This window comes from Helicobacter rappini (assembly GCF_900198625.1).
Taxonomy (GTDB): domain Bacteria; phylum Campylobacterota; class Campylobacteria; order Campylobacterales; family Helicobacteraceae; genus Helicobacter_A; species Helicobacter_A rappini.
This window is the reverse complement of record NZ_FZPK01000017.1, coordinates 30,602-51,943: the sequence shown is the minus strand read 5'-3', so window position 1 is coordinate 51,943 and position 21,342 is coordinate 30,602. Positions and strand designations below refer to the sequence as shown.

Below are 21,342 nucleotides of genomic sequence, written 5' to 3'. Positions count from 1 at the left end.
ATTATTGGCATATTTCTTCTAGCGTTTAAAAACATAAGGTTAGAAGTTTATTAAGGATATAAAGAAGCTTGTCATAAAACTTCTATATTTTTAAAGTCCAAATGTGGCACATTGGGCTTTAAAACACAATGATAAATGCGGTTATTAAAGCCAAAAACATCATAAGCCATGCTATGAAACACAAAACCAAACTTCTCATAAAAACCACATAAATCACTGCAAAGATATAGATTGCTAAAACCTACATTTTTGCAATCTCTTTTTGCTTTCCCAATAAGCATACTTGCAATACTATTGTTGCGATAGGATTCTTCCACATATAATGCCACTAAAAATGGATAAAGATTTACACATGAGACAAAATCTTGCAATGCTATACCAACACAACCAATAATCTTTCTGTCTTTATCTATTGCAAAAAGAAAATGTGGGGTAAAATCGCTTGTTTTAACACAACGCTGCAAAACTTCTTTATAAAAGTTTTCTGATTTCTCATCTGCCCATGCTTTTAGCAGAAAAATTTGTGCTTTCTCTAGCAAACTTGGATTATCTTTTAGGGAGCAAATAGATATTTCTTGCATACACTCGCCTTTATTTACTATCAAGATTCAATAATATCCCTATAAATATCACCATTTTTATGTGATTTTGCAAACGCTACAAAATGATTATTACGGATATTTTCCTTATTATAACACAAGGGCTTTTTTGTCTGTAAATCAAGCGTAATCCCACCTGATTCTAGTAAAATAATCTCACTTGCGGCAGTATCCCATTCACTCGTGCCATTCATACGCGGATAAATATCAGCAATACCACTTGCTAACGCACAAATCTTAAGCGATGAACCTCTCTTTAACACAAGGGCATTATATCTTTGTAGGAACTCTTCTGTCGCCTTTGTGCTATGGTGGATAGAGTCACAAGCAATAAGCCTTTTTTGATTAGCTAGGGGTATAGAATCTATTTTCTCAAAACTCTCTGCACTTTTAGAAGCATGGCTAGATTCTATATACTCATCAATATTTTTTAGAATCTCTTGTTTAATATGAGAATCTACGCCACTTAAAAACTCTAAATTATCTCCATAAATCTTTTTTACATACTCTTTTGCAAGTAGAATCTTATGTGTTTTAAGCCATTCAATACGAGATTTTTTCTCAAGATTCATACACGCAAAGTTTTTAAAATCATAAATATTATATGAAAAGCTACCAAAGCCTTTTAAACCAATATAGGCTTCATAAAGGCATGGGGCATATACGACACCAAGTGCGACTTCATTTTTATGCAATAAAGCAATATTTATTGTAAAGTTACCATTGCCACTTATAAAATCCTTTGTGCCATCAAGCGGGTCAATAAGCCAAAAATACTCTAAATCCTTTCTTTCATTATACTCTAAAACTGCTTCTTCAGAACATACCTTATATGGGCTTATTGCTTGTAAATGCTGCGTAATATAAGCATTAGATTCTAAATCTGCTTGTGTTAAAGGGCTTTTATCTGCCTTTTGTATATGTGTAGTATCACCATGGAATTTCATAATGATTTTTCCCGCCTCAATAGCTATGCAAAGGGCTTCATAGACTAGATTTTCAAGCATATTCACAATATTTTCCTTATTTAATAAATAAGGAAAATGATATAAAACTTTCATTGATTTAGATTAAATAAAAGCTAAATAATACTCCAATGGCAACGGATTATACATGTTGTATTTAATATGAACTCAAAATACTCCATGTTTCAATAACTTTAGATTCTTTATAAAAGCTCAAAAATGACAATAATTCCAATTCCATGCTTTCAATTAAACTATGCAAATCAAACACAATCTCATCTGCATTTTGACACAAAGATCTGCTTTTTGCTTCACAAAATCTAGCACAGCAAATACCATGAAACATGGATTAATCATGCACTACAGCAAAAAAATATAATCACACCATTGTGATATTTATCACATAAAAGCAGATACAAAAATTATTTTTTTGTTGTTTGTGGTTGGCTCGTTACAACAATATCTTTTTTAATCTTATCAAAGATCGCTTGCCCTATGCCTTTTACCTGCATAATATCTTCAATCTTTTTGAATCTATTTTTTGTGCGATATTCAATAATCGCTTTTGCCTTTGCTTCACCGATACCATTTAATGTCATAAGCTCTTTTTGACTTGCAGTGTTAATATTTACCGCCGCAAAAAGAAAACCGGACAACATAACAAATAACAGCAAAAATCTCTTCATAACTAAAACTCCCAAATTAAAGATTAGACTTACAGCATAACATAAAAAATCCTATAATACTTTTTTCATTTCAATGCTTATTGCATTTTTATGCATTATGTGTAAAAATGTGAATTATTTCATGCAGGTTTAACACATGAAGTTTCATATATCGCGACAAAGTTACTATAAAATCATCGATTATTTAACAATATAAGGAATTTTTGAGTGAGTTATACGCCTATTGTGCTTGGTATAAGCGGTGGAAGCTGTATTGAGTTGGCATTGCATTTTATAAAGAGATTCCCAAAAGATCGCACACTCTATGTTGTGCCAACGCAAAATGCAGCCATGCTTTGCCAAGCAGAAAAGAAACAAAATCTTAGAAATCTTATCAATGCGATACGCACGGATAATCTCGTGATTCATGATTCTATGACAAGCCCTTTAGCAAGTGGCAGCTTTTATTTTGAAACCTGCATTATTTTACCAACAAGCAGCAACACACTATCAAGCATTGCAAATGGCTTGCAAAGCAATCTGCTTACTCGTGTAGGTGCTGTGTGTTTGAAAGAAAAGAGGAAACTAATACTTGGCGTAAGAGAAATGCCCTTAAGCGCTATTTTACTTGAAAATATGGCAAAGCTTGCTAATCTTGGTGTATATATCGCACCACCTATTGCTGGGTATTATGGCGGTATTTGTGATTTAGAATCCTTGCATGATTTTTTAGTCGGTAAATATTTTGATATGCTTGATATACCACATGATTTATTTGTGCGTTGGGATGGAAATGTTAGAAACCAGTTGATTATACCCTAGATTTCTAGCCCATTAGAGCAGTTAAAATTCTTTCTAAGATTGAGAAAACATCGTTTATTTTGGAAATCTATGGCATAGCTTTGTTATTACGATTTCATTTGTATTTCTAGCTAGATTCCATAAAAATTAGCTTTTACAAACTGACTAATGTGTGGTAACTCATGAGGTTTGGTTAACAGATTGGATGGTGTGATAAGCAGATTCCATAGGTTTGTTTTGATGTCTTGAATAGAGACTGGATTCCACGAAAATAATGAAAGATATATAAACTTAATTACACATTGTTTAACTATAGATTCTAACACCATATCCCACAGAGTTATTTTTAATTCATGCGAGCTGATTTCTAAAAAGCAAAACACTAAACTTTCATTACAATGCAATCACAATTTATGCAACTTACCATCAACTACCATATATTTAATCTTCCCATATAACTCTAAACCATGATACAAACTCGTAGAATCTAAAACTTCAAATTTTTCCTCCAAATCAACGATCATAAAATCAGCATCTCTTTGTGTAGCAATATGCCCTTTATTTAGTCGCATAAGATTACTTGCATTGCTACTTGTAAGCTTTACTAAATCACTAAGTCTTAGAATCTCTTCTTTTACTAGCAGAGTATAGGCAAGGCTAAAAAAGTATTCAATACCAGATACACCCTCACTTGCATACTCAAATACCTGCTCTTTATATTGCTTTGAGACTTCTTGTTGCATACTTGTTAGAAGAGAGACTTTGCCCTCTTGCAATCTTTTTACAAGTTTTTCTTTTTTACTCCGAGTAAGCAGGGGCGGGGTCATTTTATAGCGTGTATCATAGGTTTTTATGCTTTGTTCATTAAAGATTAAATGTGGGAGTCCAACTTGTGCGTGCATGTTTTTTTCATGGCAAATCATATCGAGTGTATGGGCTATATTCATAGACATAAAAATGACTTCAATATCAAGAAACTTTGCCATTTCTTTTATCTTTGCCACTTCTTTAATTTGTCCTATAGGCGTTATCATAGGTAGCCCAAGCCCCCTTGCAAACGCACTTTCATACGCCACACCTTGCTCGATATTGAAATCAAATGCAAATACACAAAGTGGTAAATCAAGCATTTTAGCATATTGCATACTTTGATATAAGAGATTAGACCCAATCGCAGAATTACTAAAAATTGCCTTTGCATTTTTATTAAGACTATGCAATGTATCGATATTGCTTAGTCTAGATTCTGAATCTGTGCTTGCAATAAGTGGATAAATATTTACACTATTGTGTGAATTAATGCTTTCAATAAGGGCATTCATAGCTTCATTATCAATGCTTGGCTGTGTGTATGGATTAAGAAAGATAGTAGAGATTCCGCCATAAAGTGCCTTATTTGCAAGTGTGTGTATGGGCTTTGCTCCAAGCTTTTTATCAAGTGGAAATACATTAATATCAATACAAGCTGGCAATATCGCATATCCGTTGCAATCAATCTCTTCACATTCTCGCAAATCATCTCTAAACGAAATAGAATCTTGTATAACCTGTATAATCTTGCCATTTTGCACATACACACTGCCTTGCACAAAGCCCTTTTCATCATCAAATATTTTCGCATTTTTAAAACATTGTATTTTATCTTCTTGCATATCTATCCTTTCATTAATAACTCATAAATAAAGAAGTATCACCTAAAATGATTAAGATTCCAATGCCAATTAAAAAGATACCACATATTTTCTCAATAATTTGCATTTGCTTTTTTGCTTTGCGTATGAGATTTAAGCCCTTGTCTAAAAAAAGTGCTAATAATAAAAAAGGGAGTGAAAGCCCGGTTATAAAAGCTAAACTAGCATATATAGCAAGTCCCTCATTCATAGAAGCAAGCAGGGCAATAGAGCTTATGATAGGACCAGAGCAAGGCGACCAGCCCGCCGCAAAACCCACGCCTATAATAAATGGTGCGATAAATCTTAGAATCTTATGTTGTTCTAGCTTTTGTAGGTTTAATTGCTTTGTTTGATTAAGCATTGCAATATGAAAGATTCCCAAAAAATGGATACCAAAAAGGATAACAATACCGCCAGAAATATATCGCACAATGGGATAATTAAAAAAATTATCGATAATTTGAAACATAGCTAAAAAAAGCAAAAAGAATACAAGCCCAAATCCAAAAACAAAAAGCATTGCATTGCGAAACATGCTAAAACGAGAATACTTTGTCTCATCATGTAGCACACTCCCAGAAATATAGCTCATATAAGATGGTATAAGCGGCAGAATGCAAGGTGCAAGAAAGTTTAGAATCCCACCCAAAAAACTTGCAATAAGCGGTAATTCAAAAAATATTTTTTGTAAAAAGTCCATAGAGTTAATCCAAATAGCTTATAAATCTTATAAATATAGTATAGAAATAAAATTATACTCAATGTCTTAGAATATCTACAACAAATGTGAAATTTTCTAGATTTGCTTTGAAGGATTCTATGACTTTATTCCAGCAATCTCTCTAAAACACTCGTATTTGACATTTTAGATTCCATAACTTATCTTTTTTAGAATCAACATTAAAAATGCTACTTAAAATAAGTCATTAAAATCAAATTTTATAATTATTTTAAGTTGTTTTTAATATTTATTCTAGTAGAATTATTTCTTTTTATTGCTTAAACTCAAAATGGCTCGATAGCTCAGTCGGTAGAGCAAAGGACTGAAAATCCTTGTGTCGGCAGTTCGATTCTGCCTCGAGCCACCATCTTCCTTTGTATTCAGTTATCATTTTTATTCTTTCGCGAAATTTAGTAGTTTTTGTCTATTGCATGAAGTATTGGAAAGATATATTGTTTTAATTATTTTTAAATTTTAAAAAACCTTATGGTATCGACTTGAAAAATATCGCAAAAATCAAATTTTATACACTATTTGCTAAAAAATCATCACACATTATGTATAATTGAGATTTTTTAATTTAATAGTTATAGAGTTTATATTATGAATTTTTGGAATGAAATCTACTCTCATTTTAGTCCCATTGCCTTTAGCGCGTTTGGCTTTAATATCCATTGGTATAGCTTGGCGTATGTGTCGGCTTTGCTTATTGGCTTCTTTCTTGCTAAATATTTTGTTAAAACTATGCCGCGTTTTTCACACATAGATTCAAAGATTATAGATAGTTATTTTATATGGGTTGAGATTGGAATCTTGCTTGGGGCGCGTTTTGGCTATCTTTTTATTTATACAGATTCTGCTATGTTTTATCTCACACACCCTTGGGAAGCTTTCAACCCCTATGTTGATGGGCGATTTGTAGGTATTGCGGGTATGAGCTTTCATGGTGCTGTTTTTGGCTTTTTGCTTGCTTCATTTCTGTTCTTTTATGTGAAAAAGGCAAATATTTTTGCTTTGCTTGACATAGTTGCTTTGAGTGTGCCGCTTGCCTATGTGTTTGGGAGAATTGGGAATTTTTTAAATAAAGAGCTGTATGGCAGGGTGATTGAAGAAGATTCACTAAAATTTATTGGAATCTATGTGGAAGGGGCGTTGCGTTATCCTAGTCAGCTAATTGAGGCATTTTTAGAGGGCATTGTTGTCTTTATTATCGTATGGATTGCTTCTAAAAAAAATCAAACCGAAGGTATGCTTATCGTTATTTATGCGTTTGCATATAGTCTTGCACGATTTATAGCAGAGTATTTTAGGGAAGCTGATGTGCAGATGGGCTATTACTTCTTAGGGCTTAGTATGGGGCAGATTCTAAGTTGCGTTATGATGGGGATTGCATTGTTTTTATTATGGATTATAAAAACTCGCAAAAGTGATATTAAGTAGAAATGATATTAAATAGAAAGGAAAGTTATGGGATTTGAAATATTTGGAAAAAGAGTGTTTGACTTTAGTATGCCTTTCTCACATTTTGAAGCATGGAGTACAATCCTTATTGTAACGGGCAGTGCGTTTATAATCTTTCTTGTGCTATCAAAAAAAGCAAAGCAATATAGAGATTCTAAAAAAGGCAAATAAGGGTGAATCTTGCTATTTTTGGTGGGAGTTTTGACCCGCCACACAAAGGGCATGTAGGCATTATTGAGAAGGCTTTGGCTGCATTGAATCTGGATTTATTAATCGTGCTTGTAGCCTATCAAAATCCACTTAAAGCACATTTTAGAATCTCCGCGCAAAAACGACTTGCATGGATAAAAAAAGTATGTGAAAAATATGATAAGATTCTATGCAGTGATTATGAAATATTGCAAAACAAACCTGTAACGACAAAAGAAAGTATGGAGTATTTTAAGAATCTTTATAAGCCATCTACCATGTATTTTATCTTAGGGCAGGATAACTTCTTACAGCTGCCACAATGGAACTATTTTGAAGTTTTAAGAGAGAATCTTTGCTTCATAGTCTTTAATCGCATAACTAAAGATTACCCAAATACAGATAGTCAAAAAATATGTGAAAACTTCGCACAAAAGCACAATATAAACATGCAATTTTTACATTTTTCATACCCTTATGCCTCAAGCCTTATCATTCAAAATTTAGAGTATTATAAAGATGAGATTCCAGAAAATATTCGATATGATGTGATAGAATCTTATAAGTTATTACATAAAGTTTAAATTATAAAAAGGACATATATGACAGAAAATTCATTGCTTAACGCACAGAATCTAGCCCAAGCGGTAAAAGATATTTTAGATTCCAAAAAGGCAGAGTCTATTGAAGTGATTGATGTCGCAAATAAGGGCTATTTATCGCAGTTTGTAGTCGTGGCAACCGCTATGGCAGGCAAACACGCACTATCTTTATTACATTATCTTAAAGAAGATCTTAAAGCAAAGGGGGTAAGATTCTATGCGATTGATGAAGAGAGTGAGGATTGGATTATCATTGATTTAGGCGAAGTTATCGTGCATATTTTCACAGAAAATCACCGCAAGAAATACAATATTGAGGAATTTTTGATAAAGACTTTTGGAGAAGTGGCAAATACTCAAGCCTGAAAATAAGATAACAGAATCTATTTTAAGAAACTTTTATTCAAACCTAGATTCTAAAAAAGATTCTTATTGCAACAATATCTTCACGCGATGAGACTTCTTATTAAGAATATATGCTTTCTAATCTAATTTCATTGCAACACAATGAGAGTTGTAGCCCCCTACCCTTTCACATCAAGCAAATGTGTTTCTGGTCGCATAAGCATTTCATCTTCTGTGATTACTCTATCATCTTTCTTTTTCTTCGGGGCTATTGCTGCATTTTCCATTTGCTCTTGGAAGTCCTTACTCTCTTCTTCCTTTTTCTCTTCTTTTTCATCAAACTCTCGTTTAGCACTGCCCTCTCTATCATCTGTTTTATGCATTTCTTCTGCGGGTCGTACTTCTTCTACTTTTTGCATTTGCTCGTGAAAGATGGCGTGATTGAGCGGAGTTTGGTGTGGCATGTTGTTTGCGTGCAAGGCTGATGTCGCACTGCTTGCTTGATTGATATAGGTCATATTCCCAATAGTATTTAAAGCCATTTGTTACTCCTTATTTAGCTGTAAATGTAGCTTATTTTCTTTCGCATAGACTACATGTGCGCCTTGTGTCAGTCTCACAAACCTGCGTTTTGTATAGTCTATCACAATTTTGTTATCTTTTATGCCACAAAGTTTTGCAAGCAGTATTCCTGCGTATTCTAGCACCTGATCGCTCACTTTATTTGCATGGATAATTAAATGTGATGATGGGATATCGCATATATGTAACCATAAAAAATCCCCCTTAGAATCTTGCAAAAGCCTGATATTTTCTCGCTCATTCCTACCTATGCTGATTTTTACCCCATCGATATAAAAGCTTGCATAATGGCTTTTTTGTAACTTCTTTGTAGTGTGTTTTTTTGGTGCGAGTATGTCTAGAGATTGGCTATTTGCATATTTTGCAAAATCGATTTGATTGTTTAAGAAAGTGATTTTAGATTCTAGATTTTCTTGTTGTTTGTGTATATGTTCTATTTTTTGTTTTAGCTTTTTTGTTTGTTTGAAAAGCTTATCACTTGCTAGACTTGGTTTATTCATACATGGGATTTCATAGGTTATGTTGTCAATAGTAAGGTTTGTCGCGTAGTTTGGTATAGAATCTAAATGCGTTAAAATATAGTTTGCAAGCATAAAGCTTGTCTCTCTCTCTTTTGTAAGCGTGTCAATATCTGGCAGGGATTCTAAGAGTTTGGTAAGCTTTGCTTTTTTTGTCTCTAGATTCTGTAAGACTTTCTCTCGCTTTTGGTCTAGCAAACTTTTTTGCATAATATTATATTCTTCTCTAAGCATTTGCAATGTATCTTCAGTGCTATTATCAGTAAAAGTTTTTAGAAAATGCGGTTGGTCTAATGGTGCAAGTGGTATTTTAGGTAAGATTGCTCTTTTTAAAGAATCGCTAAATCGTAACGCAGATATGATTCTATCATCTTGCACAATGATCGCATTTGTAGCACGATTTATGAGTTCGATTTGAAAAAGTGTTTCAATGCTTTTATATGTGCTTTTGTATGTGCAGTATAGCTTTAGAATCTTATTCATACCATCAAGTTTGCATGTCTTAATGTTAGCTTTGTAGATATATTTACTCATTGCAATGTCAAATGGTGCATTATATTGCTTTGTTTTAAGTATGCCTTCACTGCTATATATACGCGGATTGCCTTTATTTAAATCGATAAAATAGTTTATGCTATCAAGTCGTATATGTATCACATTATCACTAATCCGTGCGATATAAGTAACCATTTTATGCGTGCAAAATAAGCGTGCAATATCATGTAAGAGTTGGAGTTTCATGCTTTTAATCCTTAGTGTATTATAAAAATAGTATAAATATGGAATCTAAAAATATTTCATATTGAAACGCAAAAAATAATAACATAGATTCTGTATTATAGCCTGTCTTTACAAGCGTATTTTTATGAAGCAAAATTAAAAATATATAAAATATTATATTTCTAGTTACAAACTAAGTTATAATAAAAGTCTTTTGAGATGAAATCATAAAAAGGATAAACATGCTATTATCATATCTAAAACCGCTAGATTGCATTGTAAGACAAAATAGAATCTTTGGCATTCTCACGCTTTGTGTTATATTATTTGGCATAACGCATATACATGCTGCAAGCTATGTTCCCATAAAAGATAGAGAGGGAAGCGGGCTTGCCATGACAAGCAGTCCTTATGCAAATGCCATTGGTAAAGCCGTGCTAGATAGCGGTGGGAATGCCATTGATGCGGCGGTTGCAGTGAGCTATGCCCTAGCAGTTACTCACCCTGCGGCAGGAAATATTGGCGGTGGTGGGTTTGCCCTTATCCATTTAGCAAATGGAGAAGACATCGCCCTTGATTTTAGAGAAGTCGCACCAAAGGCAGCTAGTCGCGATATGTTTTTAGATTCTAGGGGTGAAGTTATCCCAAATGCCGCTGTTACAGGCTATCTCTCTGTTGGCGTCCCGGGTAGTGTAAAAGGCATGAGTGCTATGCTTGATAAATATGGCACAAAAACGCTTAGTGAGCTTTTAGAACCCGCAGTTATGTTAGCAGAAAAAGGCTTTATGGTAACGCAAAGGCAGCAAGAGACTATGCAGGAAGTCCAAAGCGACTTTGCAAAGTTTGAATCTTCTTCTAAATACTTCTTAAAAGAGAATGGCGAAGTCTATAAAGATGGCGATATACTCATACAAAAAGATTTAGCAAGGACCTTAAGAATCTTGCAAAAAGAAGGCGAGAGTGCATTCTATCAAGGCGAGATTGCAAAAGCGATGGTAAGCGATATTCAAAAAGGTGGGGGCATACTCACACTGCAAGATTTAAGAGATTATGAAGTGAAATGGCGAAAGCCTTTACGCGGGACTTATCGTGGATATGATATTATCACCATGCCTCCACCTAGCAGTGGTGGGGCGCATATCCTTGAGATTCTAAATATTATCGAAAATGTGGATATGGCTAAACTCGGCTTTGCATCATCAAAAAGCATTCATCTCTTAACAGAAGCCATGCGACAAGCACAAGCTGATAGATCTAGTTTTATGGGCGATCCAGACTTTATTGATTTACCTCTAGATACGCTTTTAAGCAAAGAATATGCTAGAGAAGTCTATCGCTCCATAAAGACAAATAGGGCGACACCAAGCGATAGGATAATCCCGGGTTTAGGCAAAATAAAGCAAAAAAATAATCCAAACCTACACGAAGGCAGCAATACCACGCATTTTTCTGTGGTTGATAAATGGGGTAATGCAGTCAGTGTTACCTATACTCTCAATAGACGCTATGGCTCTGGGGCGGCTGTGAGTGGCTATGGCTTTTTACTCAATGATCAAATGGAGAATTTCTCTATCAAAGTCGGCTATCCAAACAGGCATGGCATGATTGAGGGCACAAATAATGCTATCGCACCAAACAAACGACCGCTAAGCACGATGAGTCCTACTATGATTCTAAAAGATGGCAAGCTGTATGTTGTGCTTGGAAGCCCAGGAAGTGGGAAGATCATAAGCGTTGTAGCTCAAGTGATTGTAAATCTCATTGATTATAAAATGGATCTTGTAACCGCCGTAGAATCTCCACGCTTTCACATGCAATGGCAGCCAGATACACTAGATATTGAGAAGTTTTCTATCAATAAAGACACGCAAGAGATTCTAAAAAGAATGGGATATAAAGTCGTTGAAACTGACACAATGGGCGATGTCAATGCTATCTTAATTGACCCAAAAACAGGCATTATCTATGGCACATTAGACCCTAGAAGGAAGATATAATGCGATCAATATTGTTTCAAATCTTAATATACCGCAGAGATTTAATATCTTAGATATTAATTACTGCGATGTTAAAGCACTTATCAATAGAATTGCTTATTTTGTTACTATATGCATAATCGGTAAAGATTTTATATAGGCTCGAGTCTATTGATGATTATTAAATCTATACTTACAAAAATAATAAATTACCTATCTTGTGTCACATGCATGGTGCAATATGAACTCTTGATAATACCTAGATTATATTGCCGGGTAGTTTTATTAACAAAAAGATATTCTGACTACACAGATTTTCAAGATTATTGTATATAAAAAACAGAGAGTGGTGGATCTTGTAGGACTTGAACCTACGACCACTCGGTTATGAGCCGAGCGCTCTAACCAACTGAGCTAAAGATCCATTATGTAAAACGGAAGAGTTATTCTAACATAAAAAATAGTATTATGGTAAATAAATTTAGCGAAAAAATATTTTTACCTACACTTTAAATCGCTAAAAATACTCAAACACTAATTCAAACAATATTAACACACATAACATTTTAACTTTTAGATCTGTATTTACCTAAGGTTAAAGTTGGATTCTAAATTTAGAGATCTTTTTACATTTAGCATGGCAATCATTGAAAGTTAGAATGTGTAAGCAACTATATTAACTTAAATCTTTATGAAAACCCAGAATCTAAAAATCACGCAAACGCACGCCTACGCCAATTCGATTTACAGGCAAACTATATTCATATAAGCTATCGCCGTGTCCATAGAGATACTGCACATAAATGGCATAATGCTTACTTACACCATAGCTATATCCAAGTTCTACATGCCCCTTCCAATCCCAGTAATCACGGCTAAAATAATTATTAAAAATATTGTTTAGATATAGCTCAAAATGATTATTTTTATATGTGTAAGATAGCTTTATATCTCCATATCCCATATATTTGCCAATATCTCCATTTGTTTTTGCACCATCATAAGCGATCGCAGAGATATTCATCCACGCACGCAATCTAGCATTGAAATCCTTATATTTATAATTTGTTTCAAATACCACTCTATCAAATGCTTTAGATCTTACAAACTTACCACCCCATGCTTCTTGACGCGGATCAGAATCATATATATTTTCTCTCTCACCATTGCTTACATGTCGATATCCAATAGAAAACCAGTTAAAATAGCCACCATCGCCATTTGCAATGGGAATGGGCTTTTTGTATATAAAGCTTATCGCAGGTGATAAATCTGTATCACGCAAAGGTGCGCTTTGTGGGTCATTATAGGTTTGCAAATAGATTCTTTGTGTGTAGTCAAAGCTAAAAGCACAATATTTACACATCACATCGCTTAATAGCTCTAAACGAAAGCTTATTTGTGCTTTAATCTCTGTGCGTGTTAAATCCGGGCTATACATATCACTAAAGCTATAATATGCAGGTAATATATACCATGGCTCATAAAACTTAAAATGTGAAAAGAATGATCTTACATCAAGTGTTTTTGAATGAAAAGGTGGTGTTTGTATGCGTGCATAATCATCACTTCTATTTTGGTCTAGTGCGTTTTGTTTAGAATCTTTTTGCTTGGAATCTTCTTTAGGATTTTCTTTCGTGTTTTCTTGAGAGTCTTTTGTAGAATCTATTGTTTGCAAGTCTTTAGCACGACTTTCTATATTGTCTATCGCATAGGCTATGTGTATATGCAATAGTATATATATGATACATAGTTGTCTGATACGCATGTATTAACCTTTATGGAATCTTGAAATAAAATTAGATTTGTGTTTGCAAAGCGTGTATTGTAACAACAAAATGTAAATTCTTTGTGGTGGAGATATGCTTACTCGTGTAATCTTGCATGTAAAAAATGTTATCGTATAATATGCGGTGTGATGATGATTATTAACTCTTCGCTGCGATTTGTGCGACTTTGTTTGCCAAAGATATTTTTTAGCCATTTGTTTTCGCCTATCTTTGGTATAGCTTGGCTTGTATTTTGGACGACATTATTTAACAATCCGCCAATAATCACTCGTTCGCCATCTTTTAATTTCACGATTGAAGAGAGTTGATTTGTGCTAAGGTTTGGAGGTGCTTTTAAGGCTTCTGCGGCGTTTTCCATATCTGGGTCTTTTGTCTTTGTGATAGATGGATTAATGCGTAAGATTACAGAATCATGGCTAATTGATGGGGTAATATCAAGCAAGATTCCCGCAAAAACGCTTGGGTATTGCGTGCTTGTATTTTGGATTGTCGTATTTGTATTATTTGATTGATATACAAGATTTTGTGTGTAACGAAGGACAGAGCCGACACTAATTAATGCTGGTTGATTATTTAATGCCATAATCTTTGGATTGCTAAGACTACGCAAATCGCCATAAGTGCGTAGGAGATTAAAAATACTTTGTAAATCAGCATTATTATTACCAAGTGTAAGCATTGCACCCCCACCGCCAAATGCGATATTAAGACTTGATTGCGTAGGATTTAAGATAGAAAATATTTGCTGCCAGTCAATGCCAACATTATTTGTTTGAAAATGTATGAGTGATAGAATCTCCACATCAATGGCTACTTGCATATTCATCTTTTGCTCTAAATCTTGCAAAAATTGTGAGACTTCTCTCATCTTCTGCTTTGTAGTCCATACTGCAATAAGCCCTGCCCCTTTGTCAATCATAAATTTATCGCCAAGCTTTGTATCAAGCATAATGTGAAGTTTAGATTCTATATCTGCCCAAAAGTTAATCTCATCAAGTGAATACACCTTTGTCCCACTTTTGCCAAAACGCGTATTAGCCGAACTCATTTGAGAGCGAAGTTGATTGCGTAATGAAAGATTGTCAAGGTAGCCTGACATGCTTTGATTTTCTCTTTGTGAAGTTTGTGTATTTGCTAGATTCTGCCAAGCATAGTTTTGTGTAGAATAGTTTTGTGTGTAGTTTGGAATCATGCTGTTGTAGAATCCATTGTATCCTAAGCCGTAGTTTTCATGTTGCTCTTGTGCGAATAGGACATCAGTGTTGCTTTGAGCCATTCTTGTGCTTGAAATGTAGTTTATCGCAAACATTTGCATGGAAATATCACTGATTATCAAGCGATTTCTATCTATACTATAAAACATATCACTTAAAAGCATTTCTAGCACAAAGTCAAGCGGTTTGTCGCGTATATTTAGCGTTATATTTTGCTGATTATGTAGGTTTTGTTTGGCATTATGTGTGTATTGTATGGAGAAATCACACTCTTTTGCTAGGGCGTGTAGTAGGGTGTGGATATTTAGCTTTTCATCTTTTGTAATATTAAACTTCTTTTTTACACATTTTGGGGCTAGCAGGCTTGTGTTGATAGTTGTCTTTGTGTTATTTTGTTTGCTTTTTGTGTCTTGTTTTTGTGCTAGATTCTGCGTGTTTTGCATAGAATCTTTTAATGGGGAATCTTGCGGGATAGAATCTTTTAGTCTAGATTCTATGTGTTGCAAGGCTTGTTTAGAATCTCTTAAATCAAAGCTATTAATAATGGTGTTTGGCAGGGACACAGAACAACAAAATGTATCAAGGATAGCTAGAAAATCCCTATAAGTAGCATAGCGATTTGTAGAATCTAGTCCTTGCGTAATGATAGGATTTAAGGGGCTATTTGTAGAATCTGGTGCTACATTGTGTGAATGTTTGGTATTTTGTGTAGATACATGGAGTGTAGATTCTCTAGCTTCTTTGGTATTTGGCGTAAAGTTAGATTCTATATCTTGTGTTTCTTGTCGTGGTATAGAATCTTGTTTTGTTTGTGTGTGGCTTGTAGCATTTGTTTTAGAATCTAGCCCTAGTGATTTAGATGAGTTCTGGGTATGAAAAGATTTAGAATCTAATCGCTTTTGTATAGACATAGTGTTTTGCGGATAAGTGCTAGAATCCTGTGTATTTTTTAGCATTTCATTATAGTTTTTTAGTATAGCCTGATATTGTGTATCCATGCTAGAGTAAGGCTCAAATGCTGTGCGAAGATCATGTATAATCGAATAGGTTTGCAATGTGTTATGCGTAGTGTTTGGATAGGTTTGTATTTGCTGTGTATTTATAGAATCTTGTGCTTTATCTATACTCTGTTTAGCATATAGAACTTGATAGAATGCAATCATAAAAAAGGATATATAGCTAAAAACAATATAGAATCTTTTCACATATAGCATAAAGATCCTATAACTACCTTGCTGTATCATAATGCTATATGCCCTGCTTCAATATGTCTTCAAAAATAATCTTTAGCTTATGTATGTGAGTCGTGATGAAATCAATTTCACTAAGAATGCTATATGGATTTCGCAGAATCCATACTTGTTATAATCTTAACAAATCCATCAGCATTAACCAAAAATTTACTTCATTTGTGCAGCAACTTCTTCAGCAAAGTTATCCACTTTCTTTTCGATACCTTCACCTAGCTCAAAGTTTATGAAAGATACTACTTGTATATTGTCATTTAACTCTTTGCTTTTTTCATTCAGCACCTGCGTGATAGTCTTTTTATCATCAAGGGCATAAAGCTGTGCTAATAGGGTTAATCTCTGGTCTAAAATCGTATTATCAAGGATAAAGCGATCTAGCTGTCCGGGAATAATTTTATCCCATATTGCCTCTGGTTTTCCTTCACGCTTTAATGTAGCACGCAATTCTTCCTCTTTTGCTTTCAATACAGATTCACTAAGCTCACTGCGGCTTACAAATTCTGGAATGCGGTGCAATGGCTTTTTTAGTCTTGCTAACTCTTCATTTTCTTTCTCTAATTCCGCAGCAATAGCTACTCTCTCTTTTGCTACAAAATCTTTATCAAGCTCTTTATAACTCAAAAACTTTGGCTTCATAGACGCGATATGCATACTCAAAAGTTTGCTAAATTCATTCAATTTAGACACATTCTCATCTTTTTCAACGCTTAAAAGCGTGATTGCTCCCACCTTTTTATTATGGTGCAAGTATCCATTAATAAGCTGATTTGGCTTACATGTGATAGTGGCAACACGGCGGATAACAATATTTTCTCCAATAATGGCAATCTTTTGCTTTAAATAATCTTCAAAAGACTCGCCATTAACGCTAAGCTGCATTAAAGATTCTGTTGTGTTTAACGAGCGTTTGAATGCCAAATCAAGGATATTTGCAACAATCTCTTGAAAATCTTCATTTTTAGCTACAAAGTCTGTTTCAGAATTCACCTCAACCAAAGTAGCCTTTGTGAAATCATCAGCAATTTTCATTGCGATAACGCCCTCAGCTGCAATTCTATCTGCCTTTTTAGCTGCCTTGCTTAACCCTTTTTTGCGTAAATACTCTATTGCTTCTTCAATATTTCCTTTACATTCTTTCAATGCGTTTTTGCATTCCATGATACCTGCATCAGTCTTTTTACGCAACTCTGCTACAACCTTTGCAGAAATCTCTTGCACTTCTTGCTTTATTTGCTTTCCTGCTTCGCTAATTGCATCTTTTGCATTTTGCAATGCTTCTTTAGTCTCATCACGCATTTTTATTCTCCTTCTTTTGCTTGAAACTCTTTTTCCATTTCTGCTTGTAATTCTGCCATTACCTCATCTTTTTCAGCTTCTGTAGCAGGTAGCGGCTCTGTTCTCTCTGCATTTTCTTCACCCTCAATGCCATTCATCTCACGCCCTTCTGTGATCGCATCGCTTATTTCTTTACAGAAAAGCTGGATAGAGCGAATCGCATCATCATTGCCCGGAATTGGATAGTCGATTAAATCTGGATCGCAATTTGTATCAAGTGGTGCAACTACTGGAATTCCAAGCTTTCTTGCCTCGCCAACTGCAATCTTTTCTTTCAGTGCATCAACAACAAACAGCATATCAGGGGCTTTTTTAAGATGTCGTATCCCACCAAGATATTTATTTAACTTCTCTTTTTTACGCATAAGCATAAGTTTTTCTTTTTTTGTTAAAAGATCAATTTGCCCACTTGATTCCATCTCTTCAATAATCTCAAGCTTTCTCACTGACTTTTTAATCGTGCTAAAGTTTGTGAGCATACCACCAAGCCAACGATAATTTACATAAGGTGCATTTACCTTTTCAGCATACTCTCTCAAAGTATCACTTGCTTGTTTTTTTGTCCCAACAAACATAATCACTTTGCCCTCACTCGCCGCATCACGCACAATGTTATAAGTGTAGCGGAAGTAACGCAGCGTCTTTTGCAAATCAATAATGTGGATATTTTTACGCACACCAAAGATGAATTTCTTCATTTTTGGATTCCATCGCCTTGTTTGATGTCCAAAATGCACACCACATTCCAACAAATCTTTCATAGTAACCATATTACAGCTCCTTAAAATTTAATAGTAAATTTTGTGAATTGGTTTTGCCACCATGCCCATTAACCCTTGAATTTGCAGTAAAACCAAGCTTAAGCTTGAACACACAAAAAAAGGGCAACCAACTTTTAGGATTGACATGTGAGTTTTTCCACAAAGCAGAAATTATACAACAAAATTGCAAGTTTTGTGATTTTTTGTTTGTGAAAATTTGTTTGTGGGTTATTTTATAGATACACTATACTTTTAGATTCCATAAACACTACAATGAATGTAGGATTTAGAAACTAAGACTCGCGGTTACGCTGGACCTCAGCAGTCCACTCAAATGGCTATAAAATCGGATTGAATTATATACTCTATGATAACTTCATATAACTTAAGAGTTGTAGTGTCTAGGGTTAATAAAAAAGCGATTGAATAGCATGGAGAGTGCATGTAGAAATTCAAGGATTTTGGATCTACTTCATCAAGTAAATCTAAATCCTAATAGTTTTAAAAGAATAGTTAATGGAGAATAGCAAACTCGAAAAGTGTATTACAACTTTGCTTCTTCTCTTCTTTGTAGTAGCTCCCATCTAGCATCAACATCTTTTTGAAATTGCTCGATGATATGCTCATTTTCTGGTTTAAATAAATGTTTGAATCTGCCTTGTGCGGCTAGATAATCTCTAACGGGAATGACTTTTTTAGGGCGGTAAGTGATACGCAATTCGTGCCCATCAATGATTTCATACAATGGGAATACAAGACTATCTACGGCTAAATCACTCATTTCAACGGTGTGATTTGAGTTAAATTTCCATTCAGTCGTGCAAGCACTCATAGCATTGATAAAAGTAGGTCCTTCTGTGTCAATCGCCTTTTTTATCTTAGCATTCATATCTTTCCATTTATTTGGTGCGACTTGTGCGACATAGGGGCTTCCATGTGCCGCCATAATGCTTAGCAAGTCTTTTTTCTTTTGCTTTTTACCATAGCTTACTTTTCCTGCTGGTGTTGTGGAAGTGCTAGCCCCAAGTGGTGTAGAGCCACTTCTCTGTCCGCCAGTGTTAGCATACACTTCATTATCAAGGCAAATATATGTAAAATCATGCCCTCTTTCAAAACAGCCACTAATCCATTGGAATCCAATATCATAGGTCGCACCATCGCCACCAAATGCTACAAATTTAGGCTTTTGCCCTTTGTATTTGCCTTTTCTCTCAAGGGCTTTATACATAGCTTCAGCACCACAAATCGCAGTCGAGCCATTTTCAAAACCGATATGAATCCATGGCACATTCCATGAGGTATGCGGATATACCGCTGTTGAAACCTCTAGGCAGCCAGTGGAGTTTCCAATAGCTATTGGTCCATCAACTGCATTTAAAACCTCACGCACAATCATACCATGCGCACAACCCGGACACAATAAATGCGCACCTTCAAATCTTTCAGCACTTTTGCTAAATTGTTTTAGATTTTTTATCTCTTTTGTCATTATCTTTCCTTTTTAATACAACTTTTCAAAGTTAAGAATCTTAATTAAAACCCATTTCCTTACCACGCAAACAAATCCACTGCTGTGCGTTATGCGTAAGCTTTCCAGCCTTAGCATTCTCCGCAAGTTCGCTATAAATCTTTCTAATATCTTTTTGTGTTAAGTCTCTCTCACCTAAGCCATACACATAGTTAGAAAGTATAGGACGATTATTTGTAGCGGCTTGATAGATAGCTGCACTCACTTCATTAAACATAGCACCCATAGCCCCAGCTGGTGAAGACTTATCCATGATAGCCACTGCTTTTGCGTTTTTCAATGCCTCGCCTACTTGCTTATAAGGGAATGGGCGTAATACATGGATAGTTACAACTCCAGCTTTTATGCCTTGCTCTCTCATAGCCTTTGCTGCAACTCTTGCAGATTCTGCGGTTGTGCCGATAGCAAAGATTGCTACTTCCGCATCGTCCATATCATAGCTCATTACAGGCTTGTATGCTCTGCCTGTCTTTTCTTTAAACTCATTAAATACGCGTTCAATAACAGGCATAGAATCCATGATTGCCGCATGTAATTGTGCCTTATGCTCATAATGCCAATCTTCTTCTGCTTGCACACCATAAGTAACAGGTTTGCTAAAATCAAGCAATGCGTTTTTTACCTTATAATCACCGATAAATTTATATGCCTCTTCATCGCTTAAAGGACGCACATTTTGTGCGGTATGTGAGCTTAGGAAGCCATCTTGATTCACTATTGTAGGCACTCTTACATCATAGTCTTCTGCGATTTTAAACGCCATAAGGTTAAAGTCATAAGCTTCTTGTGGATTACAAGTGCAAAGCTGAATCCACCCTGCATCACGGCATAGATACATATCTGAATGATCGCCATGGATATTTAGCGGTGCTGCTAATGCACGATTAACTAGATTTAATACAATAGGCAGTCTCATACCGCTTGCTTGATATAATACCTCAACCATTAATGCCAAGCCTTGTGAGCTTGTAGCAGTAGCCACTCTACCACCTGCTGCTGCTGCACCAACGCAACCACTCATTGCCGCATGTTCAGATTCTACAAGCACAAACTCGCCATCAATATAGCCATTGCCAACAAATGTGCCATAATCTTGCACGATAGGTGTTGATGGTGTGATAGGGTATGCTGCCATTACATCAATCTGTGCTTGTCGCAGGGCATGACTAGCGGCGACATTGCCATCCCATACCTCAACTTCTTGTAAATCATATACTTTTGCCATTGCTTAACTCCTTATGCCTTTTTCTCTTTCTTCTCTTTTGCTGGCCATTGACTAATCGCATCTTCTTTTGTAACAAAATCTTGAAACATAATTAAAGATTTAGGATTTGTAGGACACACATCAGCACACACACCACAACCTTTACAATGCTTGTAATCTACACCAGTCATCTTTTCATCTCTTACTAAAATAGAGCTATCAGGGCAATACACCCAGCAAAAATAGCAATTAATGCAATGCTCTACATTATGCACGGGCTTTTCTGTCCGCCAATGTGCTACGCTTAGTGTGTAAGAGCTATTATCTGTATATTTTCTCTCCTCTTGGTGCATGTCAAGGCTTTTTTCACCTTCTGTTTCAAGTGGAAATACAACTGCACCGGGTAATAAGTCATTCCAACCTTTATTCGCATTTTGCATAAT

Annotated in this window: 21 protein-coding genes and 2 tRNA genes; 7 read left to right on the top strand and 16 right to left on the bottom strand. The window is 35.1% G+C overall.

Annotated elements, in window-relative coordinates:
- Nucleotides 1–71: 71 nt before the first annotated feature.
- The 4 genes from C6H17_RS04525 to C6H17_RS04515 all read right to left on the bottom strand — a co-directional run bounded on the left by C6H17_RS04525 (nt 72) and on the right by C6H17_RS04515 (nt 2,250).
- Nucleotides 72–581, bottom strand: a complete 510-nt coding sequence (locus C6H17_RS04525) for a GNAT family N-acetyltransferase (RefSeq protein ID WP_005218923.1) — start codon at nt 579–581, stop codon at nt 72–74.
- Between the two features lie 20 nt (nt 582–601).
- On the bottom strand, nt 602–1,606 hold the full coding sequence (locus C6H17_RS04520) for a 3'(2'),5'-bisphosphate nucleotidase CysQ family protein (RefSeq protein ID WP_005218920.1): 1,005 nt from the start codon (nt 1,604–1,606) through the stop codon (nt 602–604).
- A 115-nt stretch (nt 1,607–1,721) separates the two neighbouring features.
- Nucleotides 1,722–1,859 (bottom strand): hypothetical protein, encoded by a 138-nt coding sequence (locus C6H17_RS12120; protein ID WP_155243503.1) that lies wholly within the window; start codon nt 1,857–1,859, stop codon nt 1,722–1,724.
- 127 nt (nt 1,860–1,986) lie between these two features.
- A complete protein-coding gene (locus C6H17_RS04515; RefSeq protein ID WP_004084273.1) occupies nt 1,987–2,250 on the bottom strand; it encodes a ComEA family DNA-binding protein in 264 nt (87 codons plus the stop codon).
- 207 nt (nt 2,251–2,457) lie between these two features.
- On the opposite strand from C6H17_RS04515, the gene C6H17_RS04510 reads away from it, so the two are divergent.
- On the top strand, nt 2,458–3,051 hold the full coding sequence (locus C6H17_RS04510; RefSeq protein ID WP_005218915.1) for a UbiX family flavin prenyltransferase: 594 nt from the start codon (nt 2,458–2,460) through the stop codon (nt 3,049–3,051).
- A gap of 383 nt (nt 3,052–3,434) precedes the next feature.
- Here the strand turns inward: C6H17_RS04510 and C6H17_RS04505 are convergent, their stop codons facing one another.
- Both C6H17_RS04505 and C6H17_RS04500 read right to left on the bottom strand, forming a co-directional pair.
- Nucleotides 3,435–4,682, bottom strand: a complete 1,248-nt coding sequence (locus C6H17_RS04505) for an amidohydrolase family protein (protein ID WP_005218912.1) — start codon at nt 4,680–4,682, stop codon at nt 3,435–3,437.
- Nucleotides 4,683–4,695: 13 nt separating this feature from the next.
- Entirely contained in the window at nt 4,696–5,403 is a 708-nt protein-coding gene (locus tag C6H17_RS04500; protein WP_005218910.1) for a cytochrome c biogenesis CcdA family protein, read from the bottom strand.
- Between the two features lie 312 nt (nt 5,404–5,715).
- Between C6H17_RS04500 and C6H17_RS04495 the strand changes: the two genes are divergently transcribed.
- The 5 genes from C6H17_RS04495 to rsfS all read left to right on the top strand — a co-directional run bounded on the left by C6H17_RS04495 (nt 5,716) and on the right by rsfS (nt 8,042).
- Nucleotides 5,716–5,791: transfer RNA gene (locus C6H17_RS04495), tRNA-Phe, on the top strand.
- A gap of 236 nt (nt 5,792–6,027) precedes the next feature.
- Entirely contained in the window at nt 6,028–6,864 is an 837-nt protein-coding gene (gene lgt / locus C6H17_RS04490; RefSeq protein WP_005218909.1) for a prolipoprotein diacylglyceryl transferase, read from the top strand.
- A gap of 27 nt (nt 6,865–6,891) precedes the next feature.
- On the top strand, nt 6,892–7,056 hold the full coding sequence (locus tag C6H17_RS12450; protein ID WP_004084278.1) for a hypothetical protein: 165 nt from the start codon (nt 6,892–6,894) through the stop codon (nt 7,054–7,056).
- 2 nt (nt 7,057–7,058) lie between these two features.
- Nucleotides 7,059–7,658, top strand: coding sequence for a nicotinate (nicotinamide) nucleotide adenylyltransferase (nadD, locus tag C6H17_RS04485; RefSeq protein WP_040462911.1), 600 nt, complete (start codon nt 7,059–7,061; stop codon nt 7,656–7,658).
- An 18-nt stretch (nt 7,659–7,676) separates the two neighbouring features.
- The gene (gene rsfS / locus C6H17_RS04480; RefSeq protein WP_040462909.1) at nt 7,677–8,042 is read left to right on the top strand and encodes a ribosome silencing factor; all 366 of its coding nucleotides are present in this window, start codon (nt 7,677–7,679) and stop codon (nt 8,040–8,042) included.
- A 158-nt stretch (nt 8,043–8,200) separates the two neighbouring features.
- Here rsfS and C6H17_RS04475 read toward each other — a convergent pair whose 3' ends face one another.
- Together C6H17_RS04475 and C6H17_RS04470 are read right to left on the bottom strand one after the other, a co-directional pair.
- Nucleotides 8,201–8,563: a hypothetical protein gene (locus tag C6H17_RS04475; RefSeq protein ID WP_005218907.1), complete on the bottom strand. Its 363-nt coding sequence runs from the start codon at nt 8,561–8,563 to the stop codon at nt 8,201–8,203.
- Between the two features lie 3 nt (nt 8,564–8,566).
- Nucleotides 8,567–9,862 carry a DUF814 domain-containing protein gene (locus tag C6H17_RS04470; RefSeq protein ID WP_005218906.1) on the bottom strand — a complete coding sequence of 432 codons (1,296 nt, stop codon included), beginning with the start codon at nt 9,860–9,862 and terminating at the stop codon, nt 8,567–8,569.
- 221 nt (nt 9,863–10,083) lie between these two features.
- Between C6H17_RS04470 and ggt the strand changes: the two genes are divergently transcribed.
- Complete coding sequence (gene ggt, locus C6H17_RS04465) at nt 10,084–11,838, top strand: gamma-glutamyltransferase (RefSeq protein ID WP_005218905.1); 1,755 nt, start codon at nt 10,084–10,086, stop codon at nt 11,836–11,838.
- Between the two features lie 326 nt (nt 11,839–12,164).
- Here ggt and C6H17_RS04460 read toward each other — a convergent pair.
- The 8 genes from C6H17_RS04460 to C6H17_RS04425 all read right to left on the bottom strand — a co-directional run bounded on the left by C6H17_RS04460 (nt 12,165) and on the right by C6H17_RS04425 (nt 21,339).
- Nucleotides 12,165–12,241, bottom strand: a tRNA-Ile gene (locus tag C6H17_RS04460).
- Between the two features lie 282 nt (nt 12,242–12,523).
- Nucleotides 12,524–13,585 (bottom strand): phospholipase A, encoded by a 1,062-nt coding sequence (locus C6H17_RS04455; protein ID WP_005218904.1) that lies wholly within the window; start codon nt 13,583–13,585, stop codon nt 12,524–12,526.
- Between the two features lie 128 nt (nt 13,586–13,713).
- Complete coding sequence (locus tag C6H17_RS04450; RefSeq protein WP_020995611.1) at nt 13,714–16,035, bottom strand: secretin N-terminal domain-containing protein; 2,322 nt, start codon at nt 16,033–16,035, stop codon at nt 13,714–13,716.
- A gap of 186 nt (nt 16,036–16,221) precedes the next feature.
- Nucleotides 16,222–17,289: a translation elongation factor Ts gene (gene tsf, locus C6H17_RS04445; RefSeq protein ID WP_005218901.1), complete on the bottom strand. Its 1,068-nt coding sequence runs from the start codon at nt 17,287–17,289 to the stop codon at nt 16,222–16,224.
- Between the two features lie 80 nt (nt 17,290–17,369).
- Complete coding sequence (rpsB, locus tag C6H17_RS04440; RefSeq protein WP_005218899.1) at nt 17,370–18,176, bottom strand: 30S ribosomal protein S2; 807 nt, start codon at nt 18,174–18,176, stop codon at nt 17,370–17,372.
- Between the two features lie 535 nt (nt 18,177–18,711).
- Nucleotides 18,712–19,656, bottom strand: a complete 945-nt coding sequence (locus C6H17_RS04435; protein ID WP_005218897.1) for a thiamine pyrophosphate-dependent enzyme — start codon at nt 19,654–19,656, stop codon at nt 18,712–18,714.
- Between the two features lie 40 nt (nt 19,657–19,696).
- Nucleotides 19,697–20,920 carry a 2-oxoacid:ferredoxin oxidoreductase subunit alpha gene (locus C6H17_RS04430; RefSeq protein ID WP_005218895.1) on the bottom strand — a complete coding sequence of 408 codons (1,224 nt, stop codon included), beginning with the start codon at nt 20,918–20,920 and terminating at the stop codon, nt 19,697–19,699.
- An 11-nt stretch (nt 20,921–20,931) separates the two neighbouring features.
- The gene (locus C6H17_RS04425) at nt 20,932–21,339 is read right to left on the bottom strand and encodes a 4Fe-4S dicluster-binding protein (protein ID WP_005218893.1); all 408 of its coding nucleotides are present in this window, start codon (nt 21,337–21,339) and stop codon (nt 20,932–20,934) included.
- Nucleotides 21,340–21,342: the final 3 nt, after the last annotated feature.